The following is a 26,896-nucleotide window of genomic DNA, read 5'->3' as shown; positions in this document are numbered from 1 at the left end:
CGTGGCTCGCCCATGACGCTCTCGCTTTCCGCCCGCGCGGACCACTGGGGCGACCGAACCGCCGTCGTCGACGTCTCGGCGGCCCGCCGGAGCTCCCCGGAGCGGTACTCCTACGCCGACCTCGCCTCCCTCGCCACGGGGTTCGAAACGACTCTCGCCGACCGCGGGGTCGGTCCCGGCGACGTGATGGCCGTCCTGAGCCGGAACCGCGTCCGGACGCTCGCTCTCCTCTTTGCCTGCCGGCGGCTGGGGGCGACGGTCGCACCGGTCTCTCACCGCCACACCCCCGCAACCGTGACGGGCCCGATCGATCGACTGGAGCCGACGCTCGTCGTCGCCGAGGAGGCACAGGGCGACCTCCTCGCGGCGCTCGAGGGGGAGTCCACCGCGACGTTCGATGACCTCGCCGACGACGCGGATGCCGACGGGTCCGGTCGCTCGCCCTCCGACGGTCGCCCGGAGCGGGGCGAGACGCCCCTCCTCGCGCTGCCCGTCGTCTCCGAGCCGAGCGAGGGGAGCGGGCTCGAGGCGGTCGTAAACTTCCCGGCCGACGCGGTCGAGGCGACCTGCCGCTCGGTGGCGACCACGTGGGGGATCGGCCGGGCCGACCGGCTCGCCCTGACGCTCCCGCTGTCGGCGCCTGACGGGCTCCTCCGGGTCGCACTGCCCACGCTCTACTCCGGCGGAACCCTGTTGCTCGATCGGGCGTTCGATCCCGCTGACCTCGTTGCGGTCGGAGGGGACGAGCCCGTCACCGTCCTCGCCGGCCGGACGGCCGGGCTTCGCGGCCTCCTCGACGAGGGGTTCCCGGACGCGGCGCCCGGTTGTGAGATCATCGCCGACGCGGGGGTTCCCGCGGCCCTGCGAGCGGAGTACCGCGAGCACGGACTCGCCGTCCGCCGGGCGTACGGAACTCCGGTCTGTCCCACGATCCTCTCGGGACCGGCGCCGGACCGCGGCGATGGCGACGACGAGGGCCTCCGCCCGCCGTTCGACTGCCGGGTTCGCCTCGTCGCGGAGGGAGGAGTCGTCGAGGGCGCTGGGGAGGGCACTCTCGAGCTCGCGGGGCCGATGGTCGGCGAGCGACGGGAGACGGCCGACGCTGGCCGGACGGACGGTGAGGGGTGGCATCCGACGGGCGATCGGTTCCGGCGGGACGCCGGCCGTCGCTACCACCCCTGCTAGGCCGCAAGGCCTATTCGGTCGGAGTCGCTTTCCCCGTCCATGGACCCGCTTCGCATCGCCGTGCTCGACGCCTCACACGGGGACGCGAACACCCCGCGGAACTTCCGGCGGGAGTTAGAGGCCGACCTCGATCGGTTCGACGTCACCGCCGGCGAACTCCCCCCCGACTTCGCCTACGACGGCTTCCTCGTCACCGGCTCGCGGTCGTCGGTCTACTGGGACGAGGACTGGATCGCGGGCGTCGAGGAGTGGGCCGGCGAGGCGATCGAGCGGGGGCTGCCCGCGCTGGGCGTCTGCTGGGGCCACCAGCTACTGGCCTCGGTCCTCGGGGGCACCGTCGAGGACATGGGCGTCTACGAGGTCGGCTACAGCGAGATCGAGCAGACCGGCGACTCCCCGCTCTTTTCGGGGATCGGCGAGCACTTTACCGCCTTCACCTCCCACTCGGACGCGGTGACCGAACTCCCGCCGGGTGCCCGTCCGCTGGCCGCAAACGAGTACTCGAACCACGGCTTTTCCTGCGGGGACGTCTTCGGAATCCAGTTCCATCCCGAGTACGACCAGGAGACGGCCCGCCATCTCATACGCGAGAAGGAGCTGACCGACGACCGCCGGCGGTCGTTGCTCGCCTCCGTCACCGACGAGAACCACGCGGCGACCCGCGAGGCCAAACGGGTGTTCGAGAACTTCCTCGCGTACGTCCGGGACGTTCGAACCGACGACACCCGCGACGACGAGGCCGCGTCCGCGGCCGACTCGACGCCGACCGCGGAGTAACCCGACCACGACCGGCTCCCGACCACGCGAGCGTTTTTCACCGCCGGCCGCGATGATCGATCATGCTCGACTATCTCGACCTCGAGGCGGATCTGGACGAGGAGGAACGGCTGATCCGCGAGACCGCCCGGGAGTTCGTCGACGACCGGGTTCGTCCGGAGATCGGCGAGCGCTTCGAGGACGGGAGCTTCCCCACCGATCTGATCGGCGAAATGGGCGAGTTGGGATTCTACGCGCCCAATCTGGAGGGGTACGGCTCGCCGAACGTCTCCGAGACGGCGTACGGGCTCCTGATGCAGGAGTTGGAGGCCGGCGATTCGGGGATCCGCTCGATGGCGTCGGTCCAGGGCGCGCTCGTGATGTATCCGATCTACGCCTACGGGAGCGACGAGCAAAAGGAGAACTGGCTCCCGGCGCTGGGCGAGGGCGAGGCCGTCGGCTGTTTCGGACTCACCGAACCCGAACACGGCTCGAACCCCTCGGCAATGGAAACGAGCGCCGAGCGCGAGGGGGAGGGATACGTCCTCGACGGCACCAAGACCTGGATCACCAACGCGCCGATCGCGGACGTCGCCGTCGTCTGGGCGCGCGATCGCTCCGCGGACGCGATCCGGGGGTTTCTGGTCGAGACCGACCGCGAGGGCGTCTCGACCCCGGAGATCGAGGGGAAGCTCTCGATGCGGGCCTCGAGCACGGGCTCGCTCGAGCTTCGGGACGTCGAGATCCCCGTCGAAAACCGCCTCCCCGACGTGTCGGGGATGAAGGGGCCCCTCTCGTGTCTCACCCAGGCCCGCTACGGGATCGCCTGGGGCGCCGTTGGCGCCGCACGGGACTGCTTCGAGGTCGCCAGGGAGTACGCCGGCGACCGCGAGCAGTTCGGCGGCCCGATCGCGCGGTTCCAGCTTCAACAACGGAAGCTTGCGGAGATGGCGACGCAGATCACGCTCGGACAGCTTCTGGCCTACCGGCTCGCCGAGCTGAAAGAACGCGGCGACCTCCGGCCGGAGCAGGTCTCGATGGCCAAACGCAACAACGTCCGGATGGCCCGCGAGACGGCCCGCACCGCCCGCGAGATGCTCGGGGGCAACGGGATCACGACCGACTACTCGCCGATGCGCCACATGGCGAACATGGAGACGGTCTACACCTACGAGGGGACCCACGACATCCACACGCTGATCGTCGGCGAGGAGCTGACGGGAATCGCTGCCTTCGAGTAGCGGCGGGTGCCACGTGGAGGCATGAGTAGCGCAGCGCCGGCGGCCGACCGACGGACGACGGGGACATCGTGAGCCGCGAACCCGACGGCGGCGAGGCCCCGACCGCCCCCGAGAGCGCGCGCCAGGGTGCGCCGTCGGCCGCCGCCGACTCGTTCCGTGGGTGGCTCGGGATCTACCTCACCGGCCTCTGTATGGGTGCGGCCGATATCGTCCCCGGCGTCTCAGGGGGAACGATCGCGCTCATCGCCGGGATCTACGACCGATTCATCGCTGCGATCGCCGGACTCGACCCCCGGATCCTCACGCTGGTTCCCGGGCTGGCGAGCGCCGAGGGACGAGCGCGTTTTCGGGACCGCCTGATCGAGCTCGACGTCCACTTCCTCGTTGTCCTCGGCGTCGGGGTCGCGACGGCGATCGTCCTCCTCTCGCGGGTCATCGACGCCGCCTTCGAGGCGTATCCGGCCGTCCTCAACGGCTTCTTCTTCGGACTGATAGCCGCCTCGGCGGTCGTGATCTACCGCGTGACCGACGTCGACACCCGAAAACGGGTCGGCGTGCTCCTCGGGGGTGCGGTCCTCGCCTTCGCCGTCAGCGCCTCCGCCGATCCCGGTGGCGACGCCGGGCTCCTCCTCGTGTTCGTCGGCGGGACGATCGCCATCTCGGCGATGGTGCTCCCCGGGATCTCGGGGTCGGCGTTTCTCTACATCCTCGGGCTCTACACCTACATGACGGGGACGCTGACCGAGTTCGTCGACTCGCTGCTCTCGCTTGCCGCCGGCGGCTCGCTTTCGGCGGTCCTCGAACCCGGGATTCCCGTCGTCGTCTTCTGTGTCGGCGCGGCCCTCGGCTTGCTGACGATGGCACGGGTCGTCAAGCGCGCGCTCGAGCGCAACCGGATGGCGACGCTCGCCTTCCTCGTCGGGCTGATGGTCGGCGCGCTCCGGCTTCCCGTCTCGAGGGCCGTCGAGGAGACCGACGTCTGGACTCCCGAGTTGATCGCGGCGGTGCTCGCGGCGACGCTTCTCGGCGCGGTCGTCGTCCTCGGCTTCGACTACTACACCGACTCCCTCGACTACACCGAGGAGACGGTCGCCTGATCGAGCGCGGGTCTCAGCGGCGATCGCCCGCTCGGGCGGGTGGCTCCCGTCGCAACGCTTTCCCGAGGAGTCCCCGGTTGTCGGCGACGAGCCGGTCGAGGCACTCGCGGGGACCCGCCCGGCTCGGGAGCTGCCGGAAGGGCTCGGCCGCGAGCGCGGGCGAGAGGGCGGCGCCCTCGATCGGTACACCGGCTCGCTCGACTACGCCTGACCGTCCGACTCGAGTCCTCCGAAACACTCCGCGACGTCCGCATCCGAGGAGAGCGCGATCGCCAGCCGCAGCCGGGCCTTCCAGGGCGGGAGGTCGCCCGCACCGACGGCGCCCGCCTCCCGAAGGGTGGCGCCGCCGCCGGGCCCGCCGTACAGCCCCGCCGTGGTTCCGTCGGGACAGCGAGAGGTGACGACGACGGGAATCCCGTCCGCCATCGCCCGTTCGAGGGCGGCTCCGAGGTCGGCGGTCGCGTTCCCCAGGCCCGTCCCCGCGAGGACGATGCCGTCGACGCCGGCCTCGCGGGCCCGGTCGACCGCTCCGCCGTCGGCGCCGAGGGCGTTCGTGACGATCTCGACGCGAATCTCGGGGTCGAGTTCGGCGTCGGGGATCGGCGCGGATTCGGGTCCGGGGTCGCGGAGCAGGCGCAGACCGTCGGGCGTGAACTCCCCGACTGGACCCGTACTGGGGGATTCGAACGTTCCCAGTGCCGTGGTGTGGCCCTTCCGGACCCGGCGGGCCGCGTGGACCTCGTCGTCGAACGCGAGGTACGTCCCGCCGGCCGCACGGAATCGCGGGTCGGCAGCGGTACGGATCGCGTCTCGAAGGTTCGTCGGGCCGTCGGTTCCCGGCTCGTCGGCCGGGCGCTGGGCACCCGTGAAGACGACCGGTCGGTCGGGATCGGCGAGCAGTTCGATCGCGTAGGCGGACTCGGCCATCGTGTCGGTGCCGTGGGTGACGACGATGCCCTCTACCCCGTCGGCGAGCGCCCCGACGACCGTCTCCCGGAGCGCCTCTAGCCGGTCGAAATCCATCTGGAACCCCGAGGCCTGGGCGACCTCGGCGACCTCGAGATCGACCTCCTCGATTCCCGGGACGGCCCCGAGGAGCGTCGGCGCCGACTCGGTCGGCGTCTTCGCGTCGGCGCCGGTGCTCGCGATCGTTCCGCCGGTGCTCGCGACCAGCACGCGTGGCTGCATACCCCTCCCTCGTCGCGGCGAGTGAAGTGTCTCCCGCTACTCCCTTCCCCGTGCCGGCGGCGTACAGCTCACGACCCGGCCGAACAGGCCACGGCGGTCCGCGACCGCCCGGTAACCCTGCTCGCGGACGCGCTCTCGGCTCCCCGCCGGAAGGTGTTTGAACGCGAGCGCGAGGTATCGTGCGGGGGTGTCGAAGCGGGCGATCGCTTCCTCCAACCCCTCCCCACAGGAGTAGACGGCGTCGTCGGTCAGCAGGTGCGAGCAGTCCTCGTACTCGTCGGGGAGCCGGGCGCGCTGGTCGGGGGTGAGTTCGGAGAAGCCGACGACCTCGAACTCCCCGCGCTTCGCGGCCTGTCGGACACACCACGTACAGAACCCACAGTCGTCGTCGTACACCAGCCGCGGCGGGTGTTCGGCGTCCATACGACCCGTAGGGGTCGAGAGCCCAAAAGCCCGTCAGATCGCGCCACGGCCGGGAGCCGCCGCCGAAGGTATTCGCCGATTTCGACGGCCGCAGGCGCATACTTTTAAGTGCGCGCCGACCGTTCGATCTGGTAGCAATGGCCATAGATCCGCAGTTCCACGAGAACCGAGAGCAGGTCGACGAACACGAGGGTCACGCCGTCTGGGGCCCCGTCGACGAACCCGAGGAACTCGGCATCCACGGCACCCACGTCGCGGTCGACTTCGACATCTGCCTCGCCGACGGCGCCTGCCTCGAGGACTGTCCCGTCGACGTCTTCGACTGGATCGACAGCCCGGGCCATCCCGAAAGCGAGGAGAAGGCCGATCCCGCCCGCGAGGCCCAGTGTATCGACTGTATGCTCTGTGTCGACGTCTGCCCGGTCGACGCCATCGACGTCGACGCGGGCCGAACGGCCTGAGACGGATCGCTGTATCGACCGAGAGGAGTCCGTCCGGCTACTCGGCGCGGTCGACATCGACCCGTTCTTTCAGCGCCTCCAAGCCCTCGTCATCGGCGAGTTCCTGCAACCGTTCCCGGAAATGAGTTTCGCAGAGACCGACGTTGACGCCGCCGGATTCGGCGGCGAAAGCGGCGTCGCGATCGCAGTAGTGACACTGCATACCAACGGGTTGGGACGGAGTGCATTGAACCCTCCGTTCCCGTCCGGGATCGCCGCGATCACGCGAGCCCGAGCGCCCGGAACTCGTCCTCGTCGAGCCCCGCCCGCCCGAGGCGGTCGTCGTGGGCGTCGCTGCCGCCCGTGACGAGCAGGTCGTGGCGCTCGATCGCCTGCTCGACAGGCGCGGGATCGACCTCGCGGCCGTAGGGGTACTCGTACTCGACGGCGTCGAGATCGGCGGTCAGCTTGAGGGCGGCCTCGGGATCGCCGTACCGAAGCGGGTGGGCAAGCGAGACGATCTCGCAGGCCGCCGCGAGCAGTCTCCAGCCCGTCTCGAACGAGGGGACCGACCGGCCGACGAAACAGGGGCCGTCGTCGCCGATGAGATCGTCGAACGCCCCTTCGTAGTCGTAGCCCGACTCGGGATGGTCGTCGATCGCGCGGGCGACGTGGGGGCGGCCGATCCCCTCCTCGATCCCGATATCGAGGTCGATCCCCAGCCGATCCTCGACCCGTTCGACGATCCGCCGGCCCCGTTCGCGCCGATCCCGCTGGATCCGTTCGCACTCGGCCTCGAGATCCGGGGTCGGTTCGACGCCGTAGCCGAGCAGGTCCACTCGCTCGCCCGCGGCGGGTTCGACGCGGAGTTCGATCCCGTGGACGATCGGGAGCCCGTCGCGTTCGACGATCGGGCGGGAGAACGGCTGGAGGCGGTCGTGGTCGGTGACGGCGACGACGCTCACGCCGGCGGCACGGGCGGCCTCCGGGACGTCGCCGAGTTCGAGGCTGCCGTCGGATCGGGTGGTATGGACGTGGAGGTCGGCGTAGGGCACACCTCGTAGCTCGGGCCGGGGGGTTCTAAAACCGCTCTCCTTCGGAACCTCTTATCGTCCTTAATCAGGACAAGGTTTGGGGTGAGCCTAGAGAACATACATGGACAATAGTTATATTACTTCCCGGGCCAGGGACGGGTGCAATGTTACACGCACGCATCGGCGAACTCGTCGCGGACCAGGAGTACCCCGCGACCACCGGGGACCTCATCGACGCCCACGGCGACCGCTCGCTCGAGCTCCAGAACGGCTCGGAGACGGTCGGCGAGGCGCTCGCACACCTCCCCGAGGAACGGTTCGACTCGCCCGAGGAGGCCCGCGACACGCTCTACGCGGCTGTCAGCGGGAAGGCGATCGGACGTCCGGGCTACAGCGACCGCGACCCGACGCCGCCCGGGAGTCGCGAAGGGCCTGAGCCGGTCTCGTTCTGACCGGCGGCTCCGGCCCGACCGAGTTGTCGGCCTCGTCGTTTCCGGCCGTATCAGCCGTCGAGATCGATCGCGTCCTCCAGATCGAGGGGGACCGACCCCTTGGTGTAGCCCTCGGCGCTCCCGTCGGGGCGAACCCGGTAGACGACGGCGGGGCGGTGGCGGACGTCGGGTCGTTCGCCGTAGACGGGCGCCCACTGGTCGTCGCGGAACGACGAACAGTCCATGAAGAGGACGGCGCCACCGCCGTGGGACTCGAGCTGGCCGCTGGTCTTGGTTTCGGCGGTGTCCCTGACCGCGGCGATCGGGCCCGACGCCGCGCGGGTGTTCGGCGGCTGGGGCCTGGTTACTTCGACCAAGACGTTCATCTCCCCGTTCGTCGCTCGATAGTCGAGCGAGTGGCCGGTCGTGACCTCGATCTCGGGGACGACGTCGTAGCCCGCGTCGGTCAGGAGTTTCGCGGCAACGAACTCGCCGATGGCGGCGCTCATCCGGACGCGGTCGACGTGGTCGCTCGTGCCCAGTTTGCCGGACATCACCCCACGGTACTCGTCCAGCGGGGCGGTTTTCAGGACCGACTCGACGTACCGGGTCGCCTCGCGGCGGCCGGCGTCGGGAAAGCCGGCGGCGTGGGAGCGAAAGAACTCCCGGGTGGACTCCCGGCCGTCCTTGGACATGAACACGGGAAGAAAGTACCAGGAGAGGTAGGGGTAGTCGGCGAGCCAGGGATCGTCCTCGTAAAGGGCGGCGAGCAGTTCGCGCTGGGCCCACCGCGAGACCTGGTGGGGCACCTCCTGCCAGCCGAACTTGTCGGTCTTCCAGAGCGCCTGGGGGGTCTCCGTGTTGCCCATCCAGTAGGCTTCGGCGTCCCGGCGGGCGAACAGCGCGACGTCGCCGTTCGACATCTCGAAGCGGTGGGTCTCCCAGCCGCCGGTCACCCCGTACTCGGGGGAGACGGCGCGGGCGCCGATGTTGGATCGAAGGGGGCCGAGAAGCTGGGAGCGAACCCGCTGTTCGCTCCAGGACTCGGGCGAGTATCGGAATCGAAGCGGCCGTGCCACGGCCGTCGGTAGGGGACCGGCGGCCATACCTCTTGCCCTCGCCGGCCGGTACATTGATAAGCGCGAGCGACCAAGATACGTTCATACGTACCATGTCAATGGGTGCCTATGACGAAGACGAACACGAGCGTCGCGAGAAGCAGGCCGCTGCCGTCGATACCGACTTCGACGACGAACGAACGATCTACCACGGCTCGGTCGAATACGATTCCGGCGAATCGATGGAGGCGCTTCTGGACCAGTTCGAGGAGATGAAATCCGGCTAACCGGCGACGGCCCGCTGGCGAACGATCGCCAGCCCGCTCACGCAGGCGACCGCGAGCACGTGACCACACAGCGCCCAGAGCAACAGCGGCCGATCCGCGACGAACGGAACGAACAAGAGCTGGACCGCAGCGAAGCCGACGTTTCGGGCGTCGAGGGCGACGAGCCGCCGGGTTTCGTCGGCGTCGAACGCGTACCGGTAAGCTCGCCAGAGCGAGGCGACGCTCGCCCACCAGCAGGTGCCGATCCGGTAGACGACGTCCCAGAGCACGAGCAAGGCGAGGCCCACCGCGAGCGGCGGCGGCTCGGGACCGAACAGTTCGGTCACCAGCGACTCGCCGGTCGTCGCAGGGTCGTAGACGAAGAGGTAGGTGATCAGCGCGACGAACGCGACGACCCCCAGGACGACCTCAATGCTCGAACCGAACAGCACCTGCCTGTAAGCCGGCGGAGTCTTCAGCGTCCGCGTCTCGCGGCTGTACCGGAGCATAAACCAGCTCCCGGCGGCGGCGACGGCGACCGCGGCCGTCCCCGCAGGAACGGCGGTCCACAGCCCGTAGACCGCGGCGACGACGAGGATCGCGGCCTCGAAGGCGGCGAGCTGGATCGCGACCGCGACCCGGTCGGGGAGGTCGACGCCGGGGAGCGCGCCGACGATGCTCTCGTAGACCCAGGTCTCGCCGTACTCGACTTCCATCAGGCCCCGCCGCTCCCCTCGTCGTCGATCGGGACCGCCCCCCGGTCGCTCGAGCCGGCCGCGTGATTCGGCCGCGTTCCATCCTCTCGCTCCTCGTCGATGGCCCGCCGGACGGCGTCCTCGAAGGTCGTCAGCTCGACGGGGACCAGCTCCTCGATCGAGTCGTCGGTGACGACGACCCGGTTGCCCAGCCCGTCGATCAACGGGTGGGCGACGTCGGCGGGGACGTCGGTCACCAGATCGACCCAGTACGCCGACAGCGTGGGCGTCAACACCGGCACCGGGACGATCAGCGGTGTCCGCCCGTGGAGGACCCGGGCCGTCTCCTCTAACATCTCCCGGTAGGTCAGCACCTCCGGACCACCGACCTGGTACGTTCCACCCGCGGTTTCGGGGGCGTCGAGGACGCCGACCAGATAGGAGACGACGTCGCGGACCGCGATCGGCTGGCACTCGGTGCGGACCCACTCGGGGGTCACCATCAGCGGGAGCCGGTCGGCGAGCTGGCGGATCATCCGGAAGCTCGCGCTCTCGGCGCCGATGACGACCGCCGCCCGCAGCGCCGTCAGGTCGAACTCCCCTTCCCCCAGGACGTACTCGACCTCCCGGCGCGACCGGAGGTGCTCGGAGAGTTCGCCGTCGCCGCCGAGCCCGCTCAGGTAGATCACGCGGTCGACGCCGGCGGCGCTCGCCGCCCGGGAGACGTTGCGGGCCGCCCGGCGGTCCCGCTCGGCGAAGTCCCCGCCGCCGCCCATCGAGTGGATCAGGTAGTAAACCGCCTCGCAGTTCTCGAGGGCGGTCTCGAAACTTCCGGGCTCGAGGACGTCGCCCTCGAACACCCGGACGCCGCTCGGGGGATCGTAGTCGGCGGCGTCTCTGACGAGGACGCTCACGTCGTGACCGGCGTCGATGAGCTCGGGGACGAGCCGGCTTCCGACGAAGCCGGTCGCACCCGTCACGAGCACGCGCATGGGTCGTCTATCGGCGCCCGCGGTTTAACGGGTCGGATCGCGGCGACCGTATCAGTCCCAGCCCGGCGTGTCCGGCGCGCCCCGCTCCTCTTCGACGGCCCGGCCCGCGTCCGCGGGATCGGTGGCTGCCGGCTCCCCGCGGCCGCCGGCTCGCTCCTCCCAGTCGTCGATCGCGCGTCCGGCCCAGGAGTCGGCCGCGAGAACCTGCTCTCTGGCGTCCTCGTAGTGGGGGTCGGAGAGCGCCAGGGTACCCGGACTCGACGCCGCGGCGACCGCGACGAACTCCGCGCGGTCCTCGCGGGTCAGGGTCCCCTCGGCGGCCCGCTCGACGATCCCCTCGAGGTCGTCGGAATCGGGATGGGCGAACAGCTTCTGGCCGACCGCCTGAGGGCCAAAGAGCGGGCCGGTGTCCGCCGCGTCGCCGGGGTCGTCCTCGAGCAGGCGGTCGCCGCCGCCGGCCGCCTCGACGCGCTCGCACTCGGTCTCGACGCCGAGTTCGAGGTTGTGGGCCGGGTAGGCCCCACACTCGGCGGGGTAGAGCGCGTCGCCGTGGATCCGACACTGGAGGGTGTCGGGATCGAGGAAGACACAGCTCGGGAGCCAGGTCGGCTCCTCGCGGCCGACTGGAGCGACCGGTTTCGGAGGTTTCCGCAGGCCGACGAAGAAGGCGGGCCGGCCGGCGACCGCCGCCAGCCGGTGGCCGTCTATCTCGACCGCGCCCTCGTCGTCGTCTGCTTCCCAGAGCCGGACGGTCAGCGCGTCGCCCATGCCGTCGGCGAGGAAGCCGCGGATCTCCTCGCGTTCGAGGGCGACCAGGTTGTAAGCCGCGTCGAGGGGACTGTAGGGCCCGCGCCGTTCGTGGTCGGAGCCGCCCTCGGGAGCCAGCGGGCGCCAGTCCACACAACAGCCCGCACAGCCGGCGCAGTTCAGCTCCATGGGCCGACCACGCCCGCGAGCACCATAATCCGCTCGGGGGGAACGGTTTTGCCCCCCAGGGGACAAGCCCGCCCATGGCGACCGAGTCCTGTGACGGCTGTGGGAGACGGCTCCGGGTCGCCGGCGGCATCGCCGACATCTGGTCCGGCGGAGACGGGGCGACCGGGCTCACCCTCGACCTCGAGGACGGCTCGACGCATCTGCTCTGTTATCCCTGCATCGAGGCGCTCCCCGACCACCCCACGCGCGAAGACGTCGCCGCCCTCGAGGCGGTCCAAGAGGAGTGACGCGGACGAGAGGGGGAGCCGACAACGAGGATCGGCGATAGAAACCGTGGTGCCATCTCCCCCGTTCCTCGAGAACCTCGATCGTGAAACGCTTCACAGACCGTGAGGGGGAACCCGCTTGCAGATCGGACGCTGCGGGAAACGGCGGGGATCTCACCCGGAGAATTACGGGACGCCGTCCCCGGCAGGTGCCACGCGAGCCCCTTTGCAGGTCCCCCCCTACCAACCGAACGAGCACACCGCATGGTCAGCGTATCCTTCGTCGACAGCCGCGGGGTCCGTGGCGTGATCCACAACGACCTCACGATCGAGGCCGACGGGCCGGTCGACGAGGAGCTCCGCGTGTTCGTCCGGAGCGCGAGCACCAACTACCGCCAGGACTCCCCGACGCTCGAGGCGCTCACCCCCGAGTTCCTGATCGACCTCTACGTCCACACCGCAGTCAGAAAGGTCGAGCCGATCCCGGACGACGGAGCCGACGGGAACTGCCGGCTCGGCGGCGAGGAGTGAGCTGTTGGGCTACTCTCGTCCGTTCTCGGCGTCCGGCTCCGCGTCGGGGTCGTCGTCGCCCGCGTCCTCTCCGTTTCCGGCCGACTCCTCGCCCTCGACCTCCTCTCGGGGATCGAACGTGACCAACCCGAGCCCGCTGGTGTACTCGTAGGTGTGCCACTCCGGGATCGTCAACACGCCACGCATCTTCCGGACCCGCAGCCGACGGAAGAGGGTGTCCTCGACGATGCCGCCGTCGAGGCGGAGGTCGATCACCCCGTCGGCGACGTACTCCAGGTCCCGCGGGAACGCCTCCTCGTCGCCGCCGGTCGCCCCGCCGATCACGGGGACGAACCGCCCCTTGCAGACCTCCGCCCGGACGTCCTTCAGGAAGCCGTAGGCCTGGCCCGGCTGGACCAGCGAGGCGAACTCGACCAGCGAGTCGATCGCGACGAGTCCCGACTCGACCATCCCCAGGTCCTCCAGAGCGTTGTCGAGTTTGTTCCGGAGCTCGTGGCCGTCGCCGGGGTCCCGGACGACCGCCGTCGCCGGCTCAACCAGGCCGTCGAGATGGCGGTTCCACGGGGTGAGCCGGTCGTAGAGCCGTTCGCGGTCGTCGACGCGGGGAGTGAAGCAGTCGACGATCCGGACCCGGCCGTCCTCGATCGCCGGCAGGACGTTCCAGTCCATCGCGAGGTAGCTCTCGACCAGCGAGATCGGCGGCTCGGTAAAGGCCACGAGGATCACGGGCTCGCCCCGCTCCAGGGTTCGCCAGGCGAGTTCCGCCCGCAACGCCCCCTCGCGGGTGCCCGTGTTCCCCGCGAGCAACACGAACGAGTTCCGCGAGAGCCCCTGTGGGAGGGCGTCGTCGATCCCCGCGACCCCCGCCCGCATCCGGCGGTGGCCGTCGTACTCCGTGAACACTCGGTCGCTTCCCGCCAAGGCCTCCCGACACTGCTCCGTACAACACCGGTACCGGTTCCCCTCCTGTTCGAGGACGTGGTCCTCACCCACGAGCGGCTGACGACAGAAGTCACAGCGGCGGTCGGTCCCTGCCATGACACCACGTAGAGAGGGGGCCATCAAAAAGGGACGCGTCGGACGCGGTCGGCGGGGCGTGCCGGGAGTTATGTGGACGGACGCGGTACCACGAGTCGATGCACGTACGCGAGGCAGTCGAGGCCGACGCCCCCGCGCTCGCGGCGGTCGCGGGGAGTCCGGCCGACGTCATGCGAAATCTCGTCCACGACCGGACGGTCCGGGTCGCAGAGCCCGACGACCCCGACCGCGGATCCGACCCCTCGGGGGATGCCGACGACGACCGGGAGCTCCTCGGGTTCGTCAGCTTCGACGCCGACGCGGGGACCGTCCACGTCACCGGGATCGACGGCACCGAGGCGGTCTGCGAGCGACTCCTCGCCGAACCGATCGAGTTCGCCGCCGGCGAGTCGATGGCCGTCGAGACGTTGCTCCCGCCCGACTCCCCCGCGATCGGTGCGGTCGACCGCCTGGGCTTCGAGGAAGCGGGCGCCGGCCCGCGGTTCGACGGCGACCCCACGATTCGGTACCGTCTCGAGAGCGCGGCCGACGCTCGGGATCCCGAGACGTAGCGCCGGAACCCCCGCACTTAGCTGAACTTCTGGACCGTCACGTCGAGGGTATCGAGGTCGACGATCGGCGCGAAGCCGGCGTCGGGCTGGATGTTGTTTCGCTTCTGGAAGTCCGTCTGTGACTGCCAGCACCCGGAGTTGATCGCGAGCACGCCGTGGTACTTCCCGAAGCCGAGCTTGTGGACGTGGCCCGTATGGAAGACGTCGGGGACCTCCTCCATCAGCAGATGGTCTTTCTCCTCGGGCGCCAAACGGGTGTGGCCCCCGAACTGGGGGGCGACGTGGCGCTTTTTGAGAAGCTGGTACATCGCCTTGTGGGGCTCGTCGTAGCTCGCCTTCTCGGCGGGGAGTTCGGCGATCACCTCGTCGAGGGAGCGGCCGTGGTACATCAGGACGGAGACGCCCTCGACGGTCACCGTCGCGGGGTTGCTGACGATCCGGGGATCGTGGGCCGACATGATCCCGCGAAGCTCCTCGTCGAACCCCGGCTGGGGTTCCGCGAGCCGAACGGCGTCGTGGTTGCCCGGGATCATCACGATCTCGAGATCCCCGGGGACGCCCTTCAGGCGCTCGTTGAACGCCTCGTACTGGTCGTAGATGTCCACGATGTCGAGTTCCTCGTCCTGGCCGGGGTAGACGCCGACGCCCTCGACCATGTCGCCGGCGATCAGGAGGTACTCGACCCGCTTGGCCGCGTCGGTGTGGAGCCAGTCGGCGAAGGCGTCCCAGGCCTCGCCCATGAACTCCCGGCTCCCGACGTGGACGTCGCTCACCAGCGCCGCCTGGACCGGCCGGTCGGCCGTCGAGGGCTCGTGGGTCCGGGGGACGTCGGGGAAGTACATCGAGTCGACGAAGGCGATCCCCGCATCGTCCGCGAGGGTGCCCTCCATCGCGAGCACCTCGTCGAAGAGCAGTTCGTCGACGAGCCCGGCGTACTCCCGATCCTTCATCACGAGCCACGGGAACGTGCCGGTGGCGTCCTCGAGTTCGATCAGCCAGTGGCCGCTGGCCGTCGAGCGAACGTCGTTGACGAGGCCGACCATTCCGGCCTCGCTGCCGCCGGACATCGACCCGATCGCGCTCGCGGGCCGGTGGTTGACCCGCCCCTTCAGCTTCGAGCCGAGCCGGTCGAGGCGGTCGCGAAACACCGCCACGAAGTCCCGGTACTCCCCGGTCCCCGTGCTCGCGCCGGTCATGTCGCCGGCGATCTCGACCTCCCGATCGCCGCGTTCGACGGTTTCGCGCTCGACGGTCTCGCCTCCACCGGTCTCGCGGTCGGCCACCCGGCTCTCGGATCCGGTTTCGCGGCGATCTTCCCCGTCGACGTCCGGCGGTTCCGACCCCTTCGTTTCGACTGGAGACTCCCCACCCCCGTCGCTGGGACGTTCGGGATCGGTTCCAGTTGAAACGGAGGGGTCTTCGGGGGCGGAGCCCGAGTCGGGCATCCGACCGAGTCGCCGCTCGGACCCGTCCGAGCTTCGGTCCGATCGGCCGTCCCCACCCGTCCCGTCCCCCGCCCGATCGACCGCCGCGCGGGCCGACCGGACCAACTCCGGACGGATCACCAGCGCGTCCTCGGGCGTCTCCCGGAGCACGCGCTCGAGGACGGCCACCGGCCGTTCGCTGTCGGCGATCAGCGCCACCGTCTCGCGGTCGGCGTTGTAGCCGCGGCTCGTCAGTTCGCGGACGATCCGGGCGGCCCCCTCTACGGACACAGCCCCTCATTGACGAGCGCCGAGAAAAGCATGACGAACGGGGAGAGCGAACAGAAGGTTGATTGTCGACCCCGTCGAAACGGGGGCCAATGAACGGCCCCGGCTCCGACGACCCTCCGGAGGAGACGCCCGACGACCGGTCGTCGGCGTCGAACTCGGAGCCGACGGCCGAGTCCGGAGACGGGAAGGGTGCCGACCGCTCGCGGCCGGAGGAGGCGACCGCGAACGGAACCGGCGCGCCAGTCGCCGGGGATCGATCGGCCGACGGGGAGCCCGACGCTCCCGAACGGGAATCGACGGGGAGAGAACGGGATCTCGAGCCGACGGAAGCCCCGATCCGGTGGTTCCTCCGGACCGACAACGGGACGGTCGTCGCGATCCGGGACGTGGCCAGCAGCGTCGCGATCGTCGCCCTGATCGGGCTCGTCCTCTTCGGCGTCAGCGGGATTTGGCCGCCGATGGTCGCCGTCGAGAGCGGGAGCATGGAGCCGAACATGCAGAAAGGCGACCTGGTCTTCATCGCCGAAGAGGGGCGGTTCGTTGGCGACGGCCCGATCGGCGATACGGGCGTCGTCAGCGCCGAAAGCGGCACCGAGAGCGGCCACGAGAAGTTCGGCCAGGCCGGCGACGTCATCGTCTTCCGGCCCGACGGAAGCGAGTTCCGGACGCCGGTGATCCACCGGGCACACTTCTGGGTCGAACCCGGCGAGAACTGGGTCGACGAGCAGGCGAACCCCGACTACCTGAACGGTGCGACGACCTGCGAGGAGGTGGTGACCTGCCCGGCGGGCCACGCCGGCTTCGTCACGAAAGGCGACGCCAACGACGGCTACGACCAGGTAATGGGTACCGGCGCATCGACCGACGTCGTCAGACCCGCCTGGATACAGGGGAAGGCGATGTTCCGGGTCCCGTGGCTCGGCCACGTCCGCCTCGCCTTCGACGACCTCCTCGCGACGGGGCCGACCGCGATAGAGCCCGTGGCCGCAGCAGAGCCGTCGCCGGCCGGATCGACGCCCGCGTCGGTCGGCACCGCTGGCCTCGTGGCCGGCACGGCGGCGGTCGGAACCGTGACGGTCACCCGGCGGCGACTGCGGAACTGAGGTCGGTCACTACGCGTGAGGAGGTGAGAGCGGCAGTGATCTGCGCGGACGGGACCGGGATCGACGGCTGTGGGAGAGGCGAGAAAGGATCCGCCCGGACCGATCAGTTGTCGAACCGGGCCTGGACGAACGGCTGGACGTCGTCGATGTCCGAGAGCCGCGAGTCCGAGAGCAGCACGACCTCGGTCTCCTCGATGGGCACCGAGAGGCTGATCTCCTTGGTCCGGCCGTACCGGCCCTTCGAGACGACGACCGCGTTGACGATCCCGAGCATGTCGAGTTCGCTGATGAGGTCCGTGACCCGGCGCTGTGTGAGGACGTCGGCGTCGATCTCCTCACAGAGACGCTTGTAGATGTTGTACACCTCGCCGGTGTTGATCGAGTGGACGCCGTTCTTCTCCAAGAGGATCGTCGCGAACAGGACGAGTTTCGACTGGGTCGGGAGCGTGCGGACGACCTCGACGACGCGGTCGAGTTCGATCTTGTCCTGGGCCTGTCGGACGTGGTCCTCGTCGATCCGCTCTGCCTGCCCGCGTTCGGCGAGTTCCCCCGCCGTCCGGAGGAGATCGAGCGCGCGCCGGGCGTCGCCGTGTTCCTGGGCCGCGAAGGCCGCACACAGCGGGATGACGTCGGCCGAGAGCACGCTCTCCTTGAACGCGACCTCCGAGCGGTGCTGGAGGATGTCCCGGAGCTGGTTGGCGTCGTAGGGCGGAAAGACGATCTCCTCCTCGCCCAGACTCGACTTGACACGGGGGTCGAGGAAGTCGGTGAACTTCAGGTCGTTGCTGATCCCGATGATCGACACCCGGGAGTTGTCGAGTTCGGAGTTCATCCGCGAGAGGTTGTAGAGGGTGTCGTCGCCCGACTTCTCGACGAGTTTGTCGATCTCGTCCAGCATGATGACGACCACCCGCTCGGAGTAATCGACCGCCTCGAAGAAGACGCTGTACACCCGGTCGGTCGGCCACCCCGTCATCGGTACCTCCTCGAACCCCTCCAGGTCGGCCTCTAGCTCCTCGATCCGGTCGCGAACCTCGTCGACGGAGGCGAAGCCGGTTCCGACGAGTGGGTGACCCGACTCTGCTCTCGCCTGCTCCTCGGCGTCCGGGATCTCGACCCGCTCTCCTTCGGATTCGTCCCCCTCGCCGACGAACCCGCCCTCGGGATCCGCCTCGGGATCGACGATCGGGTCCGGCTCGACGGCCGAGGCGAGATCGGTCCCGGACTCCGAATCGAACCCCTCCGTTTCGACTGGAGAATCGTCGGATTCGGCGTCTCTTTCGGCTGTTTCCGGTCGTTCGAGGGTATCGGGATCGTCCGGGCTCCCCGCCGCGAAACCGTCCTCGCCGGGGGCCGACTCCGACTCGCCCGTCGCGGGTTCGGAACCGTCTCCGGTCGGGCCGGCCGATCCGCCGGCGGAGTCGGCACCCTCCCGACGTCCCCCGTCGATCCGTCCGTCGTACTCCTCGGCCGCGGAGAGGAGGGAGTCGAGCGTATCGAGTCGCTCCTCGATGATCCGCTCGTTCTCCTCGATGAACTTGTTGGCGAGCTGGGCGAGCACCCGGTACTGGGTGTCCGTGACCTCGCAGTTGATGTACTCGACCTCGCAGGGGACGCTGTACTTCGAGGAGGTGGTCTCTAGCTCCTTGCTCACGAACTTCGCGCTCGCGGTCTTTCCCGTCCCCGTCTTCCCGTAGATGAGGATGTTCGAGGGGGTCTCCCCGCGGAGCGCGGCGACGAGGATCGTCGCCATTTTGTTGATCTGGTCGCTCCGGTGGGGGAGCTCGTGCGGCGTGTACGACGGACGGAGCACCTCCTTGTTGTCGAAGATCGGCTCGCCCGAGAGGAGGTCGTCGAACAGGCCCTGGCCAGGGTCGTCGCTCCCCGACTCGGCCTCCCCGCTCGACCCGAAACCACGCGTGGAGGCGAGGTCGATCTCTCGACTCGAACCCGTCGTCTGTGAATCGTCGTCAGACATCCGTCGTATGCGTTACCCCTTTGTTTCGTGTGGAACGCGGACCGGAAACGAGCGATACTCGCCCATATGTGGCCGAAATCGGCCGGGAAACCGTCTCCCATCCCTCGCCCGAGTCCAGTTGATGCAGACGAACCAGAGGAATAGCTAGCTAATAAGTCCTTCCCTTCAACGGCAACGACACTCCGATTGCGGGACTACTTCGACGGAATATACGTCTCGACGAGTCGGCGTTCGACGAGGTCGATCCGTCCTCGAGGGGAAAGTCGGGTCGCAACCGCCTCGGCTCGAGTGGAACGAGGGGTGTCCTCGTCGGGTCGATCGATACAACGGGGACCGAGCCCTCAAGAGGAGAACCGAGCTCACGACGGGTTGGATCGGGAACCCCGAGCTCGGAAGAGCGACGGAAAGCGAGAACAGGTGTGGATGGGAGCGTCCGGAGAGGGTGAAGCGACGGGTTCGGATGGAGACCCGCGACGGACGTGACGGATTAGGGTGGGATGGAGAGCGAACCCCCCACCCCTTCGTTTCGAGTGGAGAGCGATCCGGATGGGTGGGGGAGGGGGGTTCTCTAGAACAGGTGGTTTTATTTGGGTGGGAGGGAAACAATATCCGCAACACTAGCAAACCGAGCGATTTACTAGATTTGTGGTAGTCGTTACTAGTCCTTCCGATCTCTCCCGTGGCTTGCTGGTCCCGTTCGGTTGATTTCTCCGCTTTGCTCCCGAGTGGCTTCTCTCGCCTTTCTCTCGCCGGTTTCGTCTCTCGATCGATCCCCTCGTCGCTGCCTTCGTGCCGACTGTTCCGAACCGCCCCTCGTTCGGTTCCACTCGAAACGAAGGGGTGGGGGTAGGTCGCCGGGGTCGGTCCGTGGTACCTTTACTGGCTTCGGCGTCGCTCGCGGCGGCTCCCTCCCCGTTGTATTACCTTCCTTCTTCGTGAGGCCGACGGGTTCGATGGACTCGTCGAAAGGGACTCACCGGGGAGCTCCCACCGACATGGTCGACTGCTGGAGAGAGTTCTTCCTCTCGACGACGGCCCTCCGAACTACTCCGATCGAAGCTCCGCGAGCATCGTCGACATTCGGTTCAGGATCAGGCCACAGAAGACCCCGAGGACGCCGACGATCGTCAGGAACAGGGCGACGAGCGTCCGGCCGGGCGCGATCGCACCCTGGGCGTTGTACGTCGCGGCGACGTCGACGCCGAGGGCGAGTCCGGCGAGGGTCAAGACGAGTCCGGGAACGCCGAAGAAAAGCAGCGGATGGCGGTCCCGGATGAGTTGCACGAGATAGGTCGCGACCCCGAGCCCGTGGCGGATGGGGTTGTACGTCTGGCCGTCGATCCCCTCGTAGCGGACGTCGATAGGAACCTCCTCGATCCGCAGGTCGGCGTCCATCGCGGTCCCGATGAGTTCGCTCTCGACGCCCATCCCGTCGGTCCGGATCGAGAGGGTGTCGACGGCCTTCGGCGAGAACGCTCGGAACCCGCTCTGGGTGTCCGAGAGGTGCGTTCCACTGGAACCGAAGGTAAGGACGTCGAGGAACTGCTGGCCGAACCGGCGGTAGAACGGGGTCTCGCCGCCGCTTCCCTCGAGATACCGACTGCCGACGACGAGGTCGGCCTCGCCCTCCTCGATCGGTTCGGTCACCTTCGGGATGTCGTGGGGGACGTGTTGGCCGTCGCCGTCGAGGACGATGACGGAGTCGGCGTCGGCGGCCCGCGCGTACTCGAAGAACGTGTATAGCGCGCTTCCTTTCCCCTTGTTCTCCGCGTGTTCGATGACCGTCGCGTCGGTGTTCCTGGCGATCGCTGCCGTGTTGTCGGCGCTGCCGTCGTCGACGACGACGACCTCGTCGGCGTACTCCTGGGCGGCGATGATCGTGCTGCCGATGCCGACGGACTCGTTGTAGGCGGGGATACCGACTAGCCGGCCGGTCTCCCCTCGAATCGGCGCGGAGATCGCGTACTCCGGGGCGGAGTGAACCGCCTCGTGACAGCTATCGAGGTCGATCTCGTCGCCGGCTTCACAGAGGGCGATCCCGCCCGCCCCCGCGGTCCGGGCGGCCTCGACGAGGCGTTCGCGGGCGTCGTCGACGCTCCCGCAGTCGGCGGGTTCGACGATCGTGGCGTCGGTCTGGTCTATGGCCGCCTCGGTGTCCGCGGAGATCCCCCAGGGGACGATGAAGACGGCGAACCCGTCGCGGATCGACTGGAGGACGGTCCTGTGAAGGTTGTTTTCGCCGTCCTCGGTCGCGAGAACCCCGATGGCGACCGGCTCGGAGCGAACCCGCTCGTGATCGTCCTCGGCGAACTCCGCCCGGTTCGTGTTCGTGAACGATTCAGACATGATGTGGGAAACGACCCACAGCCGTCTCCGGTCGTTCCGACGGCTGCAGTTCGGTTGATCGTATGAACCAGTGAGGACCGAGCATAAAAACCTTCATGCCTGAATACGACTTATCAGAAATAAATTCAGCGCGCGCCGAGCGAAGGGATCGTCCGACGCCGCCGGTCGATGATCGGACGGGCGACCACCTCCCGTGGCTCCGTTCCGACCGCCGACCGTTCGATGTCGGGGTCCCCGTGGGACGCCCGAGTTCGACCGCTTTCATCACACGAGCGTTCGAGACCACGGTATAAGAGAATTTAGGTTCTACGTACGCTACCGGTAGCCGATACGACCGGTCGTATCGATCGGGCTACTTCGGATATATCGCCCCGTACGGTCCGAATACGCGGGATATTCGGATCGACGAATATAGTTCTCTGGCGACAAGACTGGCGTGGGTTCCCAACCGGACGACCGAAACGATCTCCACGATCGCCGCCGGGTCGATCGACCGTTACCTGCGTATTAACGGTCGTCAATCGCTTCTTACCGACGTATCGCTGCTTGCCGGCTTTTCGGACCGACCGCACCCGGCACGAGCGGTGATCGGGATGCCCCGCAAGGCCCGGAGCAGGACGATCGAACTGATCCGAGGGAAACGGACGACTGGACGGAAACGAAACGATAACACCGCCGCCTCGAGAGGAGTCGGCCGTGAGAGCCCACTCTCGCGGTCGGGCGTGATCGGGACGACGACTCCCGATCTCCTGCGACTCGTCGCCGTCCCACTCCTCGCCTGGGCGGCCGTCCGCGACGTCCGGAGCCGACGGGTTCCGAGCGTCGCGTGGGTCCCCCTGGGGGCCCTCGGAGCTGTCTTGCTGTGCTGGGAGGCGTGGCTGGCCTGGCGGGCCGGCCCGCTCGCCCGGAGCGACCTGCTCGTGCCCGCCGCCGTCGGCTTCGGGCTCGTCGTCCCGATCGCCTACTTCACGTGGTGGGCCGGGGGGTTCGGCGGCGCCGACGCCCGGGCGCTGTTCGCGCTCGCGCTTCTCTTCCCGACGGTTCCGACGTACGCCATAGAGATCCCGCCGGACACCCCCCCGTTTCCGCTCGAGCCCGGGACGATCGCCGCGTTCCCCTTTACGATACTCGCCAACGCGGTCGTCGTCGCCGCCTGCGTCCCCGTTGCTCTCGCGGTCCGGAACGCCGCCGCCGGCCGGCTGACTCCCGCGATGGCCGTCGGCCGCCCCGTCGACTGGGAGGCCCTCGAGGAGACCCACGGTCGGCTCCTCGAGACGGCGGAAGGGCCCGCCCTGAGAGCGGGACTCGACCTCGATGCCCTCCGGATGTACCTCCGGTGGCGGGGGCTGACCGTCGCCGACCTGCGGGCCGATCCCGACCGCTACCGCGATCCCGCGACCCTCCCCGTCGAACCCGATCGGCCGACCGACGGCGCGGTCGGGGCGGGGCGGTCAGCTCCCACAGGAGCCGCGGCGGGCGATGGCGACCGACCGGCCCGCGGCCCGGAAGCGACCGCCGACGACCCCTGGGGAGCGGAAACCTTCCTCGACGAGATCGAGGGCACGGCCTACGGCACCTCGCCCGAAACGCTCCGGGAGGGCCTGGAGGTCGTCCGTCGCCGCGACCGGGTCTGGATCTCACCGGGGATGCCCTTCCTGGTCGCGGTCCTCGTCGGCCTCGTGATCGCGCTCGTCTACGGCGACCTCCTGGTCGGGCTGGTGGCGTGATTCCGCTGCTGTACGCCGTTCCCGAGAACCCCAACGACGGTCGTGTGGTTGTACCGGACCGGAGACGCCACTCCGTTCAGCCGTATCGGTCGTACACCGGAACGAGGACCGTCCACACGACCGCGACCCCCGCCCCGACGGCGACGATCGCGGCCCAGAGGGCGGTCGGCCCGCGAGGCGGCGGTCCCCACGCGAGCGCGACGACGAGCGCGAGGAAGAGCCCGGCGCTCGCGAAGACGGTCCCGAGTTCGAGGGCCGCGGCGACCGGGGTGGCGCGGACGTCGGCCCACAGTCCCGAGAGCCATCCCATGGGGCGAAATCCCACCGGGACCCACAAAGTCCTTCCTCCCGCTACGCGCCGACGTCCGCCCGCCGGAACCGGATGGACGCGAGAAGCACGAGCGCTGTGGTCGCCCCGAGCAGGACGACCGCACCGCCGAGGTCGTGGCTCCCCTCGACGAGGATCGCGCTCGGGTCGTAGTAGGCGGTCGGGCTGATCCCCCCGATCCACTCGAGGTCCTCGGCGCTCGCCGATATCGAGTCGACCAGGAACAGCGCGAAGACGGCGGCGAGGGCGGCCCGCTGGGCGACGTCGGCCCGGTCGACGAGCGTCGAGAGCAGGAGGCCGATCGCCGCACACGCGAGCAGGTAGGGGATCGAGAGCAGGTGGACCATCGCCAGGTTGACGGCGTCGATCGACTCGCCGACGGCGATGACGCCGCCGTAGACGGCGAGTGGGACGACGGCGTTGAGCACGAGGATCGGCACCGCGAGCGCGAGGAACTTCTCGCCGAGCACGCGGCTTCGGGAGACCGGCAAGGAGAGCAGCAGGTCCATTCGGTCGCGCTCGACGTCGGTGGCGATCGCTCCGGCGCCGAGGTAGGCGACGTAGAGCCCCAGAAGGAGCACCCAGAGGAACTGGTAGACCTCGACGGCGAGAAAGCCCTCGATGGTGCCGATCGCCTCGATCCCGAAGGCCTCCCGGAAGGCGGGCGGGAACGCCTCGGCGTAGCTCTCCATGTCGACGTCGGCAAAGGAGGGAAAGAAGGCGACGAAGAAGACCGCGAGGGCGCCGAGCCCGACCGCGAGCGCGAGGGTTCCCGTCAGGCGCTTTTCGGCCTCGTAGCGGACGATCTCAAGCATCGGCGTCACCTCCGGCGGGTTCGCTCGCCGGTTCGGGCGCCCTTCCGGACTCTTCGCCCGCATCGCTCTCGTTGCCCTCGCCGTCCGAGTCCTCGCTCCCGCCGTAGTAGTGCATGAACACGTCCTCGAGAGGCGGTTCGGCGATCTCGACGTCGACGACGTCGTAGCTCGCGAGGTGGGCCAGGAGCGTGCCGTAGTCGCCGGCATACGCAAAGCGGTGTTCGTCGCCGAGCCTCCGGACGTCGGTCGCGCCCTCCACGTCGCCCAGCCCGCCCCCCTCGCCGCCGACCTGAACGCGGACGCGCTTGCCGCCCCGGTCGACCAGGCTCTCGACGTCCTCGGCGGCGACCAGTTCTCCCTCCCGGAGGATCCCCACTCGGTCACAGACCCGCCGGACCTCGCTCAGGACGTGACTCGAGAAGAAGACGGTCGTCCCGCGGTCGCGTTCGGCCCGGACGAACTCGTTGAACCGCTCCTGTTTGAGCGGGTCGAGCCCGCTCGTGGGTTCGTCCATGATCACGAGGTCGGGGTCGTGCATGAACGCCTGGATCACGCCCAGCATCTGGCGGTTCCCCGAGGAGTATTCGCGGATCTCCCGATCGAGGGGTGGCGTGAAGATCTCGAGGAGTTCCGCGCGTCGTTCGTCGCCTCGGATCGACGCGAAGTAGTCGAGCACCCGCCGCCCGGTGACGTCCTCGTCGAAGCCCAGGTCGGCGGGGAGGTAACCGATCCGGCGCTTTGCCTCGATCAGATCCGACTCGCTGGTGACGTCGGCGCCGAGTACCTCCGCCGAACCGGCCGTCGGCGAGAGCAGCCCCAGCAGGACCCGGATCGTCGTCGTCTTCCCGGCGCCGTTGGGGCCCAGGAAGCCGAAGACCTCGCCTTTCCCGACGGAGAAGGACAGCGACTCGATCCCGACGACCTCGCCGTAGGTCTTCGTTAGCTCCCGGACCTCGATCGCAGCCATACCACCGGTAGAACGTGGAGCTACATATACAGTTCCGGTCGCCGATAGGAGTCACGGCTCCTCTTTAGGCCCGGGACGGTCAGAGCCGGTCGTCGATATCGCCCGCGATCCTATCTAGTTCCTCGTCGGAGAGGTCGGGCGGGTCGCCCGCGACGGCGTGGATCGGGCCGCCGCCGTCGCCCTCGAATCGGGGGATGACGTGGCCGTGGACGTGGGGGACTTCCTGTCCCGCAGCCTCGCCGTTGTTGAACGCGACCGTCGTCGCGTCGGCATCGACGGCCTCCTCGACGGCGGGCACCACCCGGTGGAGGGTCGCGTAGAGGTCGCTCGCGACGTCGTCGGGGACGTCGTTCAGGCGCTCGTACTCCTCTTTGGGGATCACGAGGGTGTGTCCCGGCGCGAGCGGGTTGGCGTCGAGAAAGGCCAGCGTGGTCTCGTCCTCGTAGACGACGCGCGCGGGGATGTCCCCCGAAACGATCTGACCGAAGATCGTGCTCATACGCGGACGTGTGTCCCCATCGGGCAAGAAGGTTGGCGATGGTGGCGGAGACCGGTCGCGGAGTGCGATCCGAATGGTTCCAGATCGACCGATCCACACGTGATTCTTCCGGCTCGGCCGGGCGGCGACCGGATGGTGTGGGGACGGCCGACGACGAGCGGCGACGACCGGACGGTCACCCGACGAGGTCCTCGAGTGCCTCGCCGACTGCCGTCCGGTACTCCTCGGGTTCGTACCCCAGCCGGGCGACCCAGACGTCCTGGTAGGAGGGGTGCAGGATCGGGAGCAGCGTGAGGCCGAGTCCGCCCAGTGGGATCGGCTCGAGCACGCAGTCGAGAAAGCCGTCCAGCTCCCGTCCCTCGGCCGCGAGCACCGAGGTCGTCGCGTGTTTGCCGGTCGCAAGCACCACGGCGGGGGAGACGGAGTCGATTTCGGCGAGCAGGTGATCCCGACACCGCTCGCGCTCCCCGGGGGTCGGCTCGCGGTTCGTCGGCGTCTCGTCCTTGCTCGCGGCTTCGCCGCTCGCCTCCGAGGACCGTGGCTCCTCGCTCGCGGGAAAACACTTCACGGCGTTCGTGTAGTAGGCGTCGGGAAAGCCGACGTCGGCGAGCAGCCGGCGGATCCGCCGGCCGGAGTGGCGGGAGGTGTAGGCCTTCCCGGTCCAGTTGCCCCCGCGCCAGCGGTCGGCCTCCGGGTTCCCGTATCCCGGCGCCTCGCCGACGACGATCACGTCCGCGTCCCCGGGTCCGGTTCCCCAGGAGATCCGCTCGCGGCCGGAGACGAGGGCGGGACAACGGCGACAGCCCGGCGCCATGACGTGGCGGCGGTCCGGGAACGCGGGCTCGGAGGACTCCGGATCGAACACGCCCGGCGTTCGGAGCGGCCGGCCAAGGGCTTCACGGTCCCGGCACCGTGGCGCCTCTCGAGCCCGGGCGGGATAGACAAGTTTACGTCCGTCCACTCGTTTCCCTGTTTCATGCGCGAACTCGCAGTCGAGGTGCTTTCGGCGGTCGTCTACGCCGTCGCCGCCGGGCTGTTGACGGTCGTCGGTACCGCCGCGGAGTACACCAGCTTCCAGTACGTCACGACCGGCGGGGAGACGATGGTCGCCGTCTGGCTCGCCGTCTTCGGCGGAATCATGCTGTACGCCGGGATCACGGTGGGTCGCCGGAAGGCCCTCGCCTCGCTCGCCTCGCTCGCCGGATAACGCCGTCCTCGGTCGGTTCTCGGGCCTCGATCGCCGACTCTCGCTCTGCGTTCTCGGCCGTCTGCACAACCGATTCCCCTTTA

General features: G+C 69.0%; 30 protein-coding genes. 13 read left to right on the top strand and 17 right to left on the bottom strand.

The window, feature by feature from the left end; translation table 11 throughout:
* The first annotated feature begins 12 nt into the window (after positions 1-12).
* From DVH23_RS13475 to DVH23_RS13460, 4 genes are all read left to right on the top strand, one after another.
* The gene (locus DVH23_RS13475; RefSeq protein WP_114577949.1) at positions 13-1,185 is read left to right on the top strand and encodes a class I adenylate-forming enzyme family protein; all 1,173 of its coding nucleotides are present in this window, start codon (positions 13-15) and stop codon (positions 1,183-1,185) included.
* A gap of 39 nt (positions 1,186-1,224) precedes the next feature.
* Positions 1,225-1,962 (top strand): type 1 glutamine amidotransferase, encoded by a 738-nt coding sequence (locus DVH23_RS13470; RefSeq protein WP_114577948.1) that lies wholly within the window; start codon positions 1,225-1,227, stop codon positions 1,960-1,962.
* 62 nt (positions 1,963-2,024) lie between these two features.
* The gene (locus DVH23_RS13465; RefSeq protein ID WP_114577947.1) at positions 2,025-3,182 is read left to right on the top strand and encodes an acyl-CoA dehydrogenase family protein; all 1,158 of its coding nucleotides are present in this window, start codon (positions 2,025-2,027) and stop codon (positions 3,180-3,182) included.
* 68 nt (positions 3,183-3,250) lie between these two features.
* A complete protein-coding gene (locus DVH23_RS13460; RefSeq protein ID WP_232833764.1) occupies positions 3,251-4,279 on the top strand; it encodes a DUF368 domain-containing protein in 1,029 nt (342 codons plus the stop codon).
* 201 nt (positions 4,280-4,480) lie between these two features.
* On the opposite strand, the gene DVH23_RS13455 is transcribed toward DVH23_RS13460, so the two are convergent.
* Together DVH23_RS13455 and DVH23_RS13450 are read right to left on the bottom strand one after the other, a co-directional pair.
* The gene (locus tag DVH23_RS13455) at positions 4,481-5,467 is read right to left on the bottom strand and encodes an asparaginase (RefSeq protein WP_114577946.1); all 987 of its coding nucleotides are present in this window, start codon (positions 5,465-5,467) and stop codon (positions 4,481-4,483) included.
* 36 nt (positions 5,468-5,503) lie between these two features.
* Positions 5,504-5,890 (bottom strand): DCC1-like thiol-disulfide oxidoreductase family protein, encoded by a 387-nt coding sequence (locus DVH23_RS13450; RefSeq protein ID WP_114577945.1) that lies wholly within the window; start codon positions 5,888-5,890, stop codon positions 5,504-5,506.
* A 137-nt stretch (positions 5,891-6,027) separates the two neighbouring features.
* On the opposite strand from DVH23_RS13450, the gene DVH23_RS13445 reads away from it, so the two are divergent.
* Positions 6,028-6,351, top strand: a complete 324-nt coding sequence (locus DVH23_RS13445) for a ferredoxin family protein (RefSeq protein WP_114577944.1) — start codon at positions 6,028-6,030, stop codon at positions 6,349-6,351.
* Between the two features lie 37 nt (positions 6,352-6,388).
* Here the strand turns inward: DVH23_RS13445 and DVH23_RS24275 are convergent, their stop codons facing one another.
* Together DVH23_RS24275 and DVH23_RS13440 are read right to left on the bottom strand one after the other, a co-directional pair.
* Complete coding sequence (locus DVH23_RS24275; protein ID WP_198667927.1) at positions 6,389-6,553, bottom strand: DUF6757 family protein; 165 nt, start codon at positions 6,551-6,553, stop codon at positions 6,389-6,391.
* A 58-nt stretch (positions 6,554-6,611) separates the two neighbouring features.
* On the bottom strand, positions 6,612-7,385 hold the full coding sequence (locus DVH23_RS13440; protein ID WP_114577943.1) for a PHP domain-containing protein: 774 nt from the start codon (positions 7,383-7,385) through the stop codon (positions 6,612-6,614).
* Between the two features lie 143 nt (positions 7,386-7,528).
* Here DVH23_RS13440 and DVH23_RS13435 point away from each other — a divergent pair, with 143 nt between their 5' ends.
* Positions 7,529-7,816, top strand: coding sequence for a DUF2795 domain-containing protein (locus DVH23_RS13435; RefSeq protein ID WP_114577942.1), 288 nt, complete (start codon positions 7,529-7,531; stop codon positions 7,814-7,816).
* A gap of 50 nt (positions 7,817-7,866) precedes the next feature.
* Here the strand turns inward: DVH23_RS13435 and DVH23_RS13430 are convergent, their stop codons facing one another.
* The gene (locus tag DVH23_RS13430; RefSeq protein WP_114578015.1) at positions 7,867-8,874 is read right to left on the bottom strand and encodes a DUF5784 family protein; all 1,008 of its coding nucleotides are present in this window, start codon (positions 8,872-8,874) and stop codon (positions 7,867-7,869) included.
* Positions 8,875-8,966: 92 nt separating this feature from the next.
* Between DVH23_RS13430 and DVH23_RS24270 the strand changes: the two genes are divergently transcribed.
* Positions 8,967-9,140, top strand: coding sequence for a DUF5786 family protein (locus DVH23_RS24270; RefSeq protein ID WP_232833763.1), 174 nt, complete (start codon positions 8,967-8,969; stop codon positions 9,138-9,140).
* On the opposite strand, the gene DVH23_RS13425 is transcribed toward DVH23_RS24270, so the two are convergent.
* Genes DVH23_RS13425 through DVH23_RS13415 form a run of 3 tightly spaced genes read right to left on the bottom strand, consistent with a single transcriptional unit; the run spans position 9,137 to position 11,742 of the window.
* Positions 9,137-9,835, bottom strand: a complete 699-nt coding sequence (locus tag DVH23_RS13425) for a hypothetical protein (RefSeq protein WP_114577941.1) — start codon at positions 9,833-9,835, stop codon at positions 9,137-9,139. The two genes, DVH23_RS24270 and DVH23_RS13425, sit on opposite strands and share 4 nt — an antisense overlap.
* Positions 9,835-10,806, bottom strand: coding sequence for an NAD(P)H-binding protein (locus DVH23_RS13420; RefSeq protein ID WP_114577940.1), 972 nt, complete (start codon positions 10,804-10,806; stop codon positions 9,835-9,837). The genes DVH23_RS13425 and DVH23_RS13420 overlap by 1 nt, the downstream gene beginning before the upstream one ends.
* Positions 10,807-10,857: 51 nt before the next feature.
* The gene (locus DVH23_RS13415) at positions 10,858-11,742 is read right to left on the bottom strand and encodes a YkgJ family cysteine cluster protein (protein ID WP_114577939.1); all 885 of its coding nucleotides are present in this window, start codon (positions 11,740-11,742) and stop codon (positions 10,858-10,860) included.
* 74 nt (positions 11,743-11,816) lie between these two features.
* Here DVH23_RS13415 and DVH23_RS13410 point away from each other — a divergent pair, with 74 nt between their 5' ends.
* Positions 11,817-12,029 (top strand): hypothetical protein, encoded by a 213-nt coding sequence (locus DVH23_RS13410; protein WP_114577938.1) that lies wholly within the window; start codon positions 11,817-11,819, stop codon positions 12,027-12,029.
* A gap of 243 nt (positions 12,030-12,272) precedes the next feature.
* Positions 12,273-12,539, top strand: a complete 267-nt coding sequence (locus tag DVH23_RS13405; RefSeq protein WP_114577937.1) for a hypothetical protein — start codon at positions 12,273-12,275, stop codon at positions 12,537-12,539.
* A gap of 9 nt (positions 12,540-12,548) precedes the next feature.
* Here DVH23_RS13405 and DVH23_RS13400 read toward each other — a convergent pair whose 3' ends face one another.
* Positions 12,549-13,577, bottom strand: a complete 1,029-nt coding sequence (locus DVH23_RS13400) for an RAD55 family ATPase (RefSeq protein WP_157972400.1) — start codon at positions 13,575-13,577, stop codon at positions 12,549-12,551.
* Between the two features lie 98 nt (positions 13,578-13,675).
* Between DVH23_RS13400 and DVH23_RS13395 the strand changes: the two genes are divergently transcribed.
* On the top strand, positions 13,676-14,128 hold the full coding sequence (locus tag DVH23_RS13395) for a hypothetical protein (protein WP_114577935.1): 453 nt from the start codon (positions 13,676-13,678) through the stop codon (positions 14,126-14,128).
* Positions 14,129-14,145: 17 nt separating this feature from the next.
* On the opposite strand, the gene DVH23_RS13390 is transcribed toward DVH23_RS13395, so the two are convergent.
* A complete protein-coding gene (locus DVH23_RS13390) occupies positions 14,146-15,843 on the bottom strand; it encodes a DNA-directed DNA polymerase II small subunit (RefSeq protein WP_114577934.1) in 1,698 nt (565 codons plus the stop codon).
* Positions 15,844-15,932: 89 nt separating this feature from the next.
* On the opposite strand from DVH23_RS13390, the gene DVH23_RS13385 reads away from it, so the two are divergent.
* On the top strand, positions 15,933-16,946 hold the full coding sequence (locus DVH23_RS13385) for a S26 family signal peptidase (RefSeq protein WP_114577933.1): 1,014 nt from the start codon (positions 15,933-15,935) through the stop codon (positions 16,944-16,946).
* Between the two features lie 103 nt (positions 16,947-17,049).
* Here DVH23_RS13385 and DVH23_RS13380 read toward each other — a convergent pair whose 3' ends face one another.
* Both DVH23_RS13380 and DVH23_RS13375 read right to left on the bottom strand, forming a co-directional pair.
* Positions 17,050-18,924, bottom strand: coding sequence for an AAA family ATPase (locus DVH23_RS13380; protein ID WP_114577932.1), 1,875 nt, complete (start codon positions 18,922-18,924; stop codon positions 17,050-17,052).
* 1,044 nt (positions 18,925-19,968) lie between these two features.
* Positions 19,969-21,270, bottom strand: a complete 1,302-nt coding sequence (locus DVH23_RS13375) for a glycosyltransferase family 2 protein (RefSeq protein ID WP_198667926.1) — start codon at positions 21,268-21,270, stop codon at positions 19,969-19,971.
* Positions 21,271-21,863: 593 nt separating this feature from the next.
* Here DVH23_RS13375 and DVH23_RS13370 point away from each other — a divergent pair.
* The gene (locus DVH23_RS13370; protein WP_114578013.1) at positions 21,864-22,997 is read left to right on the top strand and encodes an A24 family peptidase; all 1,134 of its coding nucleotides are present in this window, start codon (positions 21,864-21,866) and stop codon (positions 22,995-22,997) included.
* Between the two features lie 76 nt (positions 22,998-23,073).
* On the opposite strand, the gene DVH23_RS13365 is transcribed toward DVH23_RS13370, so the two are convergent.
* The 5 genes from DVH23_RS13365 to DVH23_RS13345 form a co-directional block, all read right to left on the bottom strand.
* Positions 23,074-23,307: a hypothetical protein gene (locus DVH23_RS13365; protein WP_114577931.1), complete on the bottom strand. Its 234-nt coding sequence runs from the start codon at positions 23,305-23,307 to the stop codon at positions 23,074-23,076.
* Positions 23,308-23,348: 41 nt separating this feature from the next.
* Positions 23,349-24,140: an ABC transporter permease subunit gene (locus DVH23_RS13360; protein WP_114577930.1), complete on the bottom strand. Its 792-nt coding sequence runs from the start codon at positions 24,138-24,140 to the stop codon at positions 23,349-23,351.
* Positions 24,133-25,107, bottom strand: a complete 975-nt coding sequence (locus tag DVH23_RS13355; protein WP_114577929.1) for an ABC transporter ATP-binding protein — start codon at positions 25,105-25,107, stop codon at positions 24,133-24,135. Before DVH23_RS13355 ends, DVH23_RS13360 begins: the two co-directional genes overlap by 8 nt.
* A gap of 79 nt (positions 25,108-25,186) precedes the next feature.
* The gene (locus DVH23_RS13350) at positions 25,187-25,606 is read right to left on the bottom strand and encodes an HIT family protein (RefSeq protein ID WP_114577928.1); all 420 of its coding nucleotides are present in this window, start codon (positions 25,604-25,606) and stop codon (positions 25,187-25,189) included.
* A 175-nt stretch (positions 25,607-25,781) separates the two neighbouring features.
* Positions 25,782-26,420 carry a uracil-DNA glycosylase family protein gene (locus tag DVH23_RS13345; RefSeq protein WP_114577927.1) on the bottom strand — a complete coding sequence of 213 codons (639 nt, stop codon included), beginning with the start codon at positions 26,418-26,420 and terminating at the stop codon, positions 25,782-25,784.
* A 162-nt stretch (positions 26,421-26,582) separates the two neighbouring features.
* Here DVH23_RS13345 and DVH23_RS13340 point away from each other — a divergent pair, with 162 nt between their 5' ends.
* The gene (locus tag DVH23_RS13340) at positions 26,583-26,813 is read left to right on the top strand and encodes a hypothetical protein (RefSeq protein ID WP_114578012.1); all 231 of its coding nucleotides are present in this window, start codon (positions 26,583-26,585) and stop codon (positions 26,811-26,813) included.
* Positions 26,814-26,896 lie beyond the last annotated feature (83 nt).

The sequence above is a fragment of the Saliphagus sp. LR7 genome, assembly GCF_003344565.1.
Classification (GTDB): Archaea; Halobacteriota; Halobacteria; order Halobacteriales; family Natrialbaceae; genus Saliphagus; species Saliphagus infecundisoli.
This window is presented reverse-complemented; position numbering and strand designations above follow the sequence as displayed.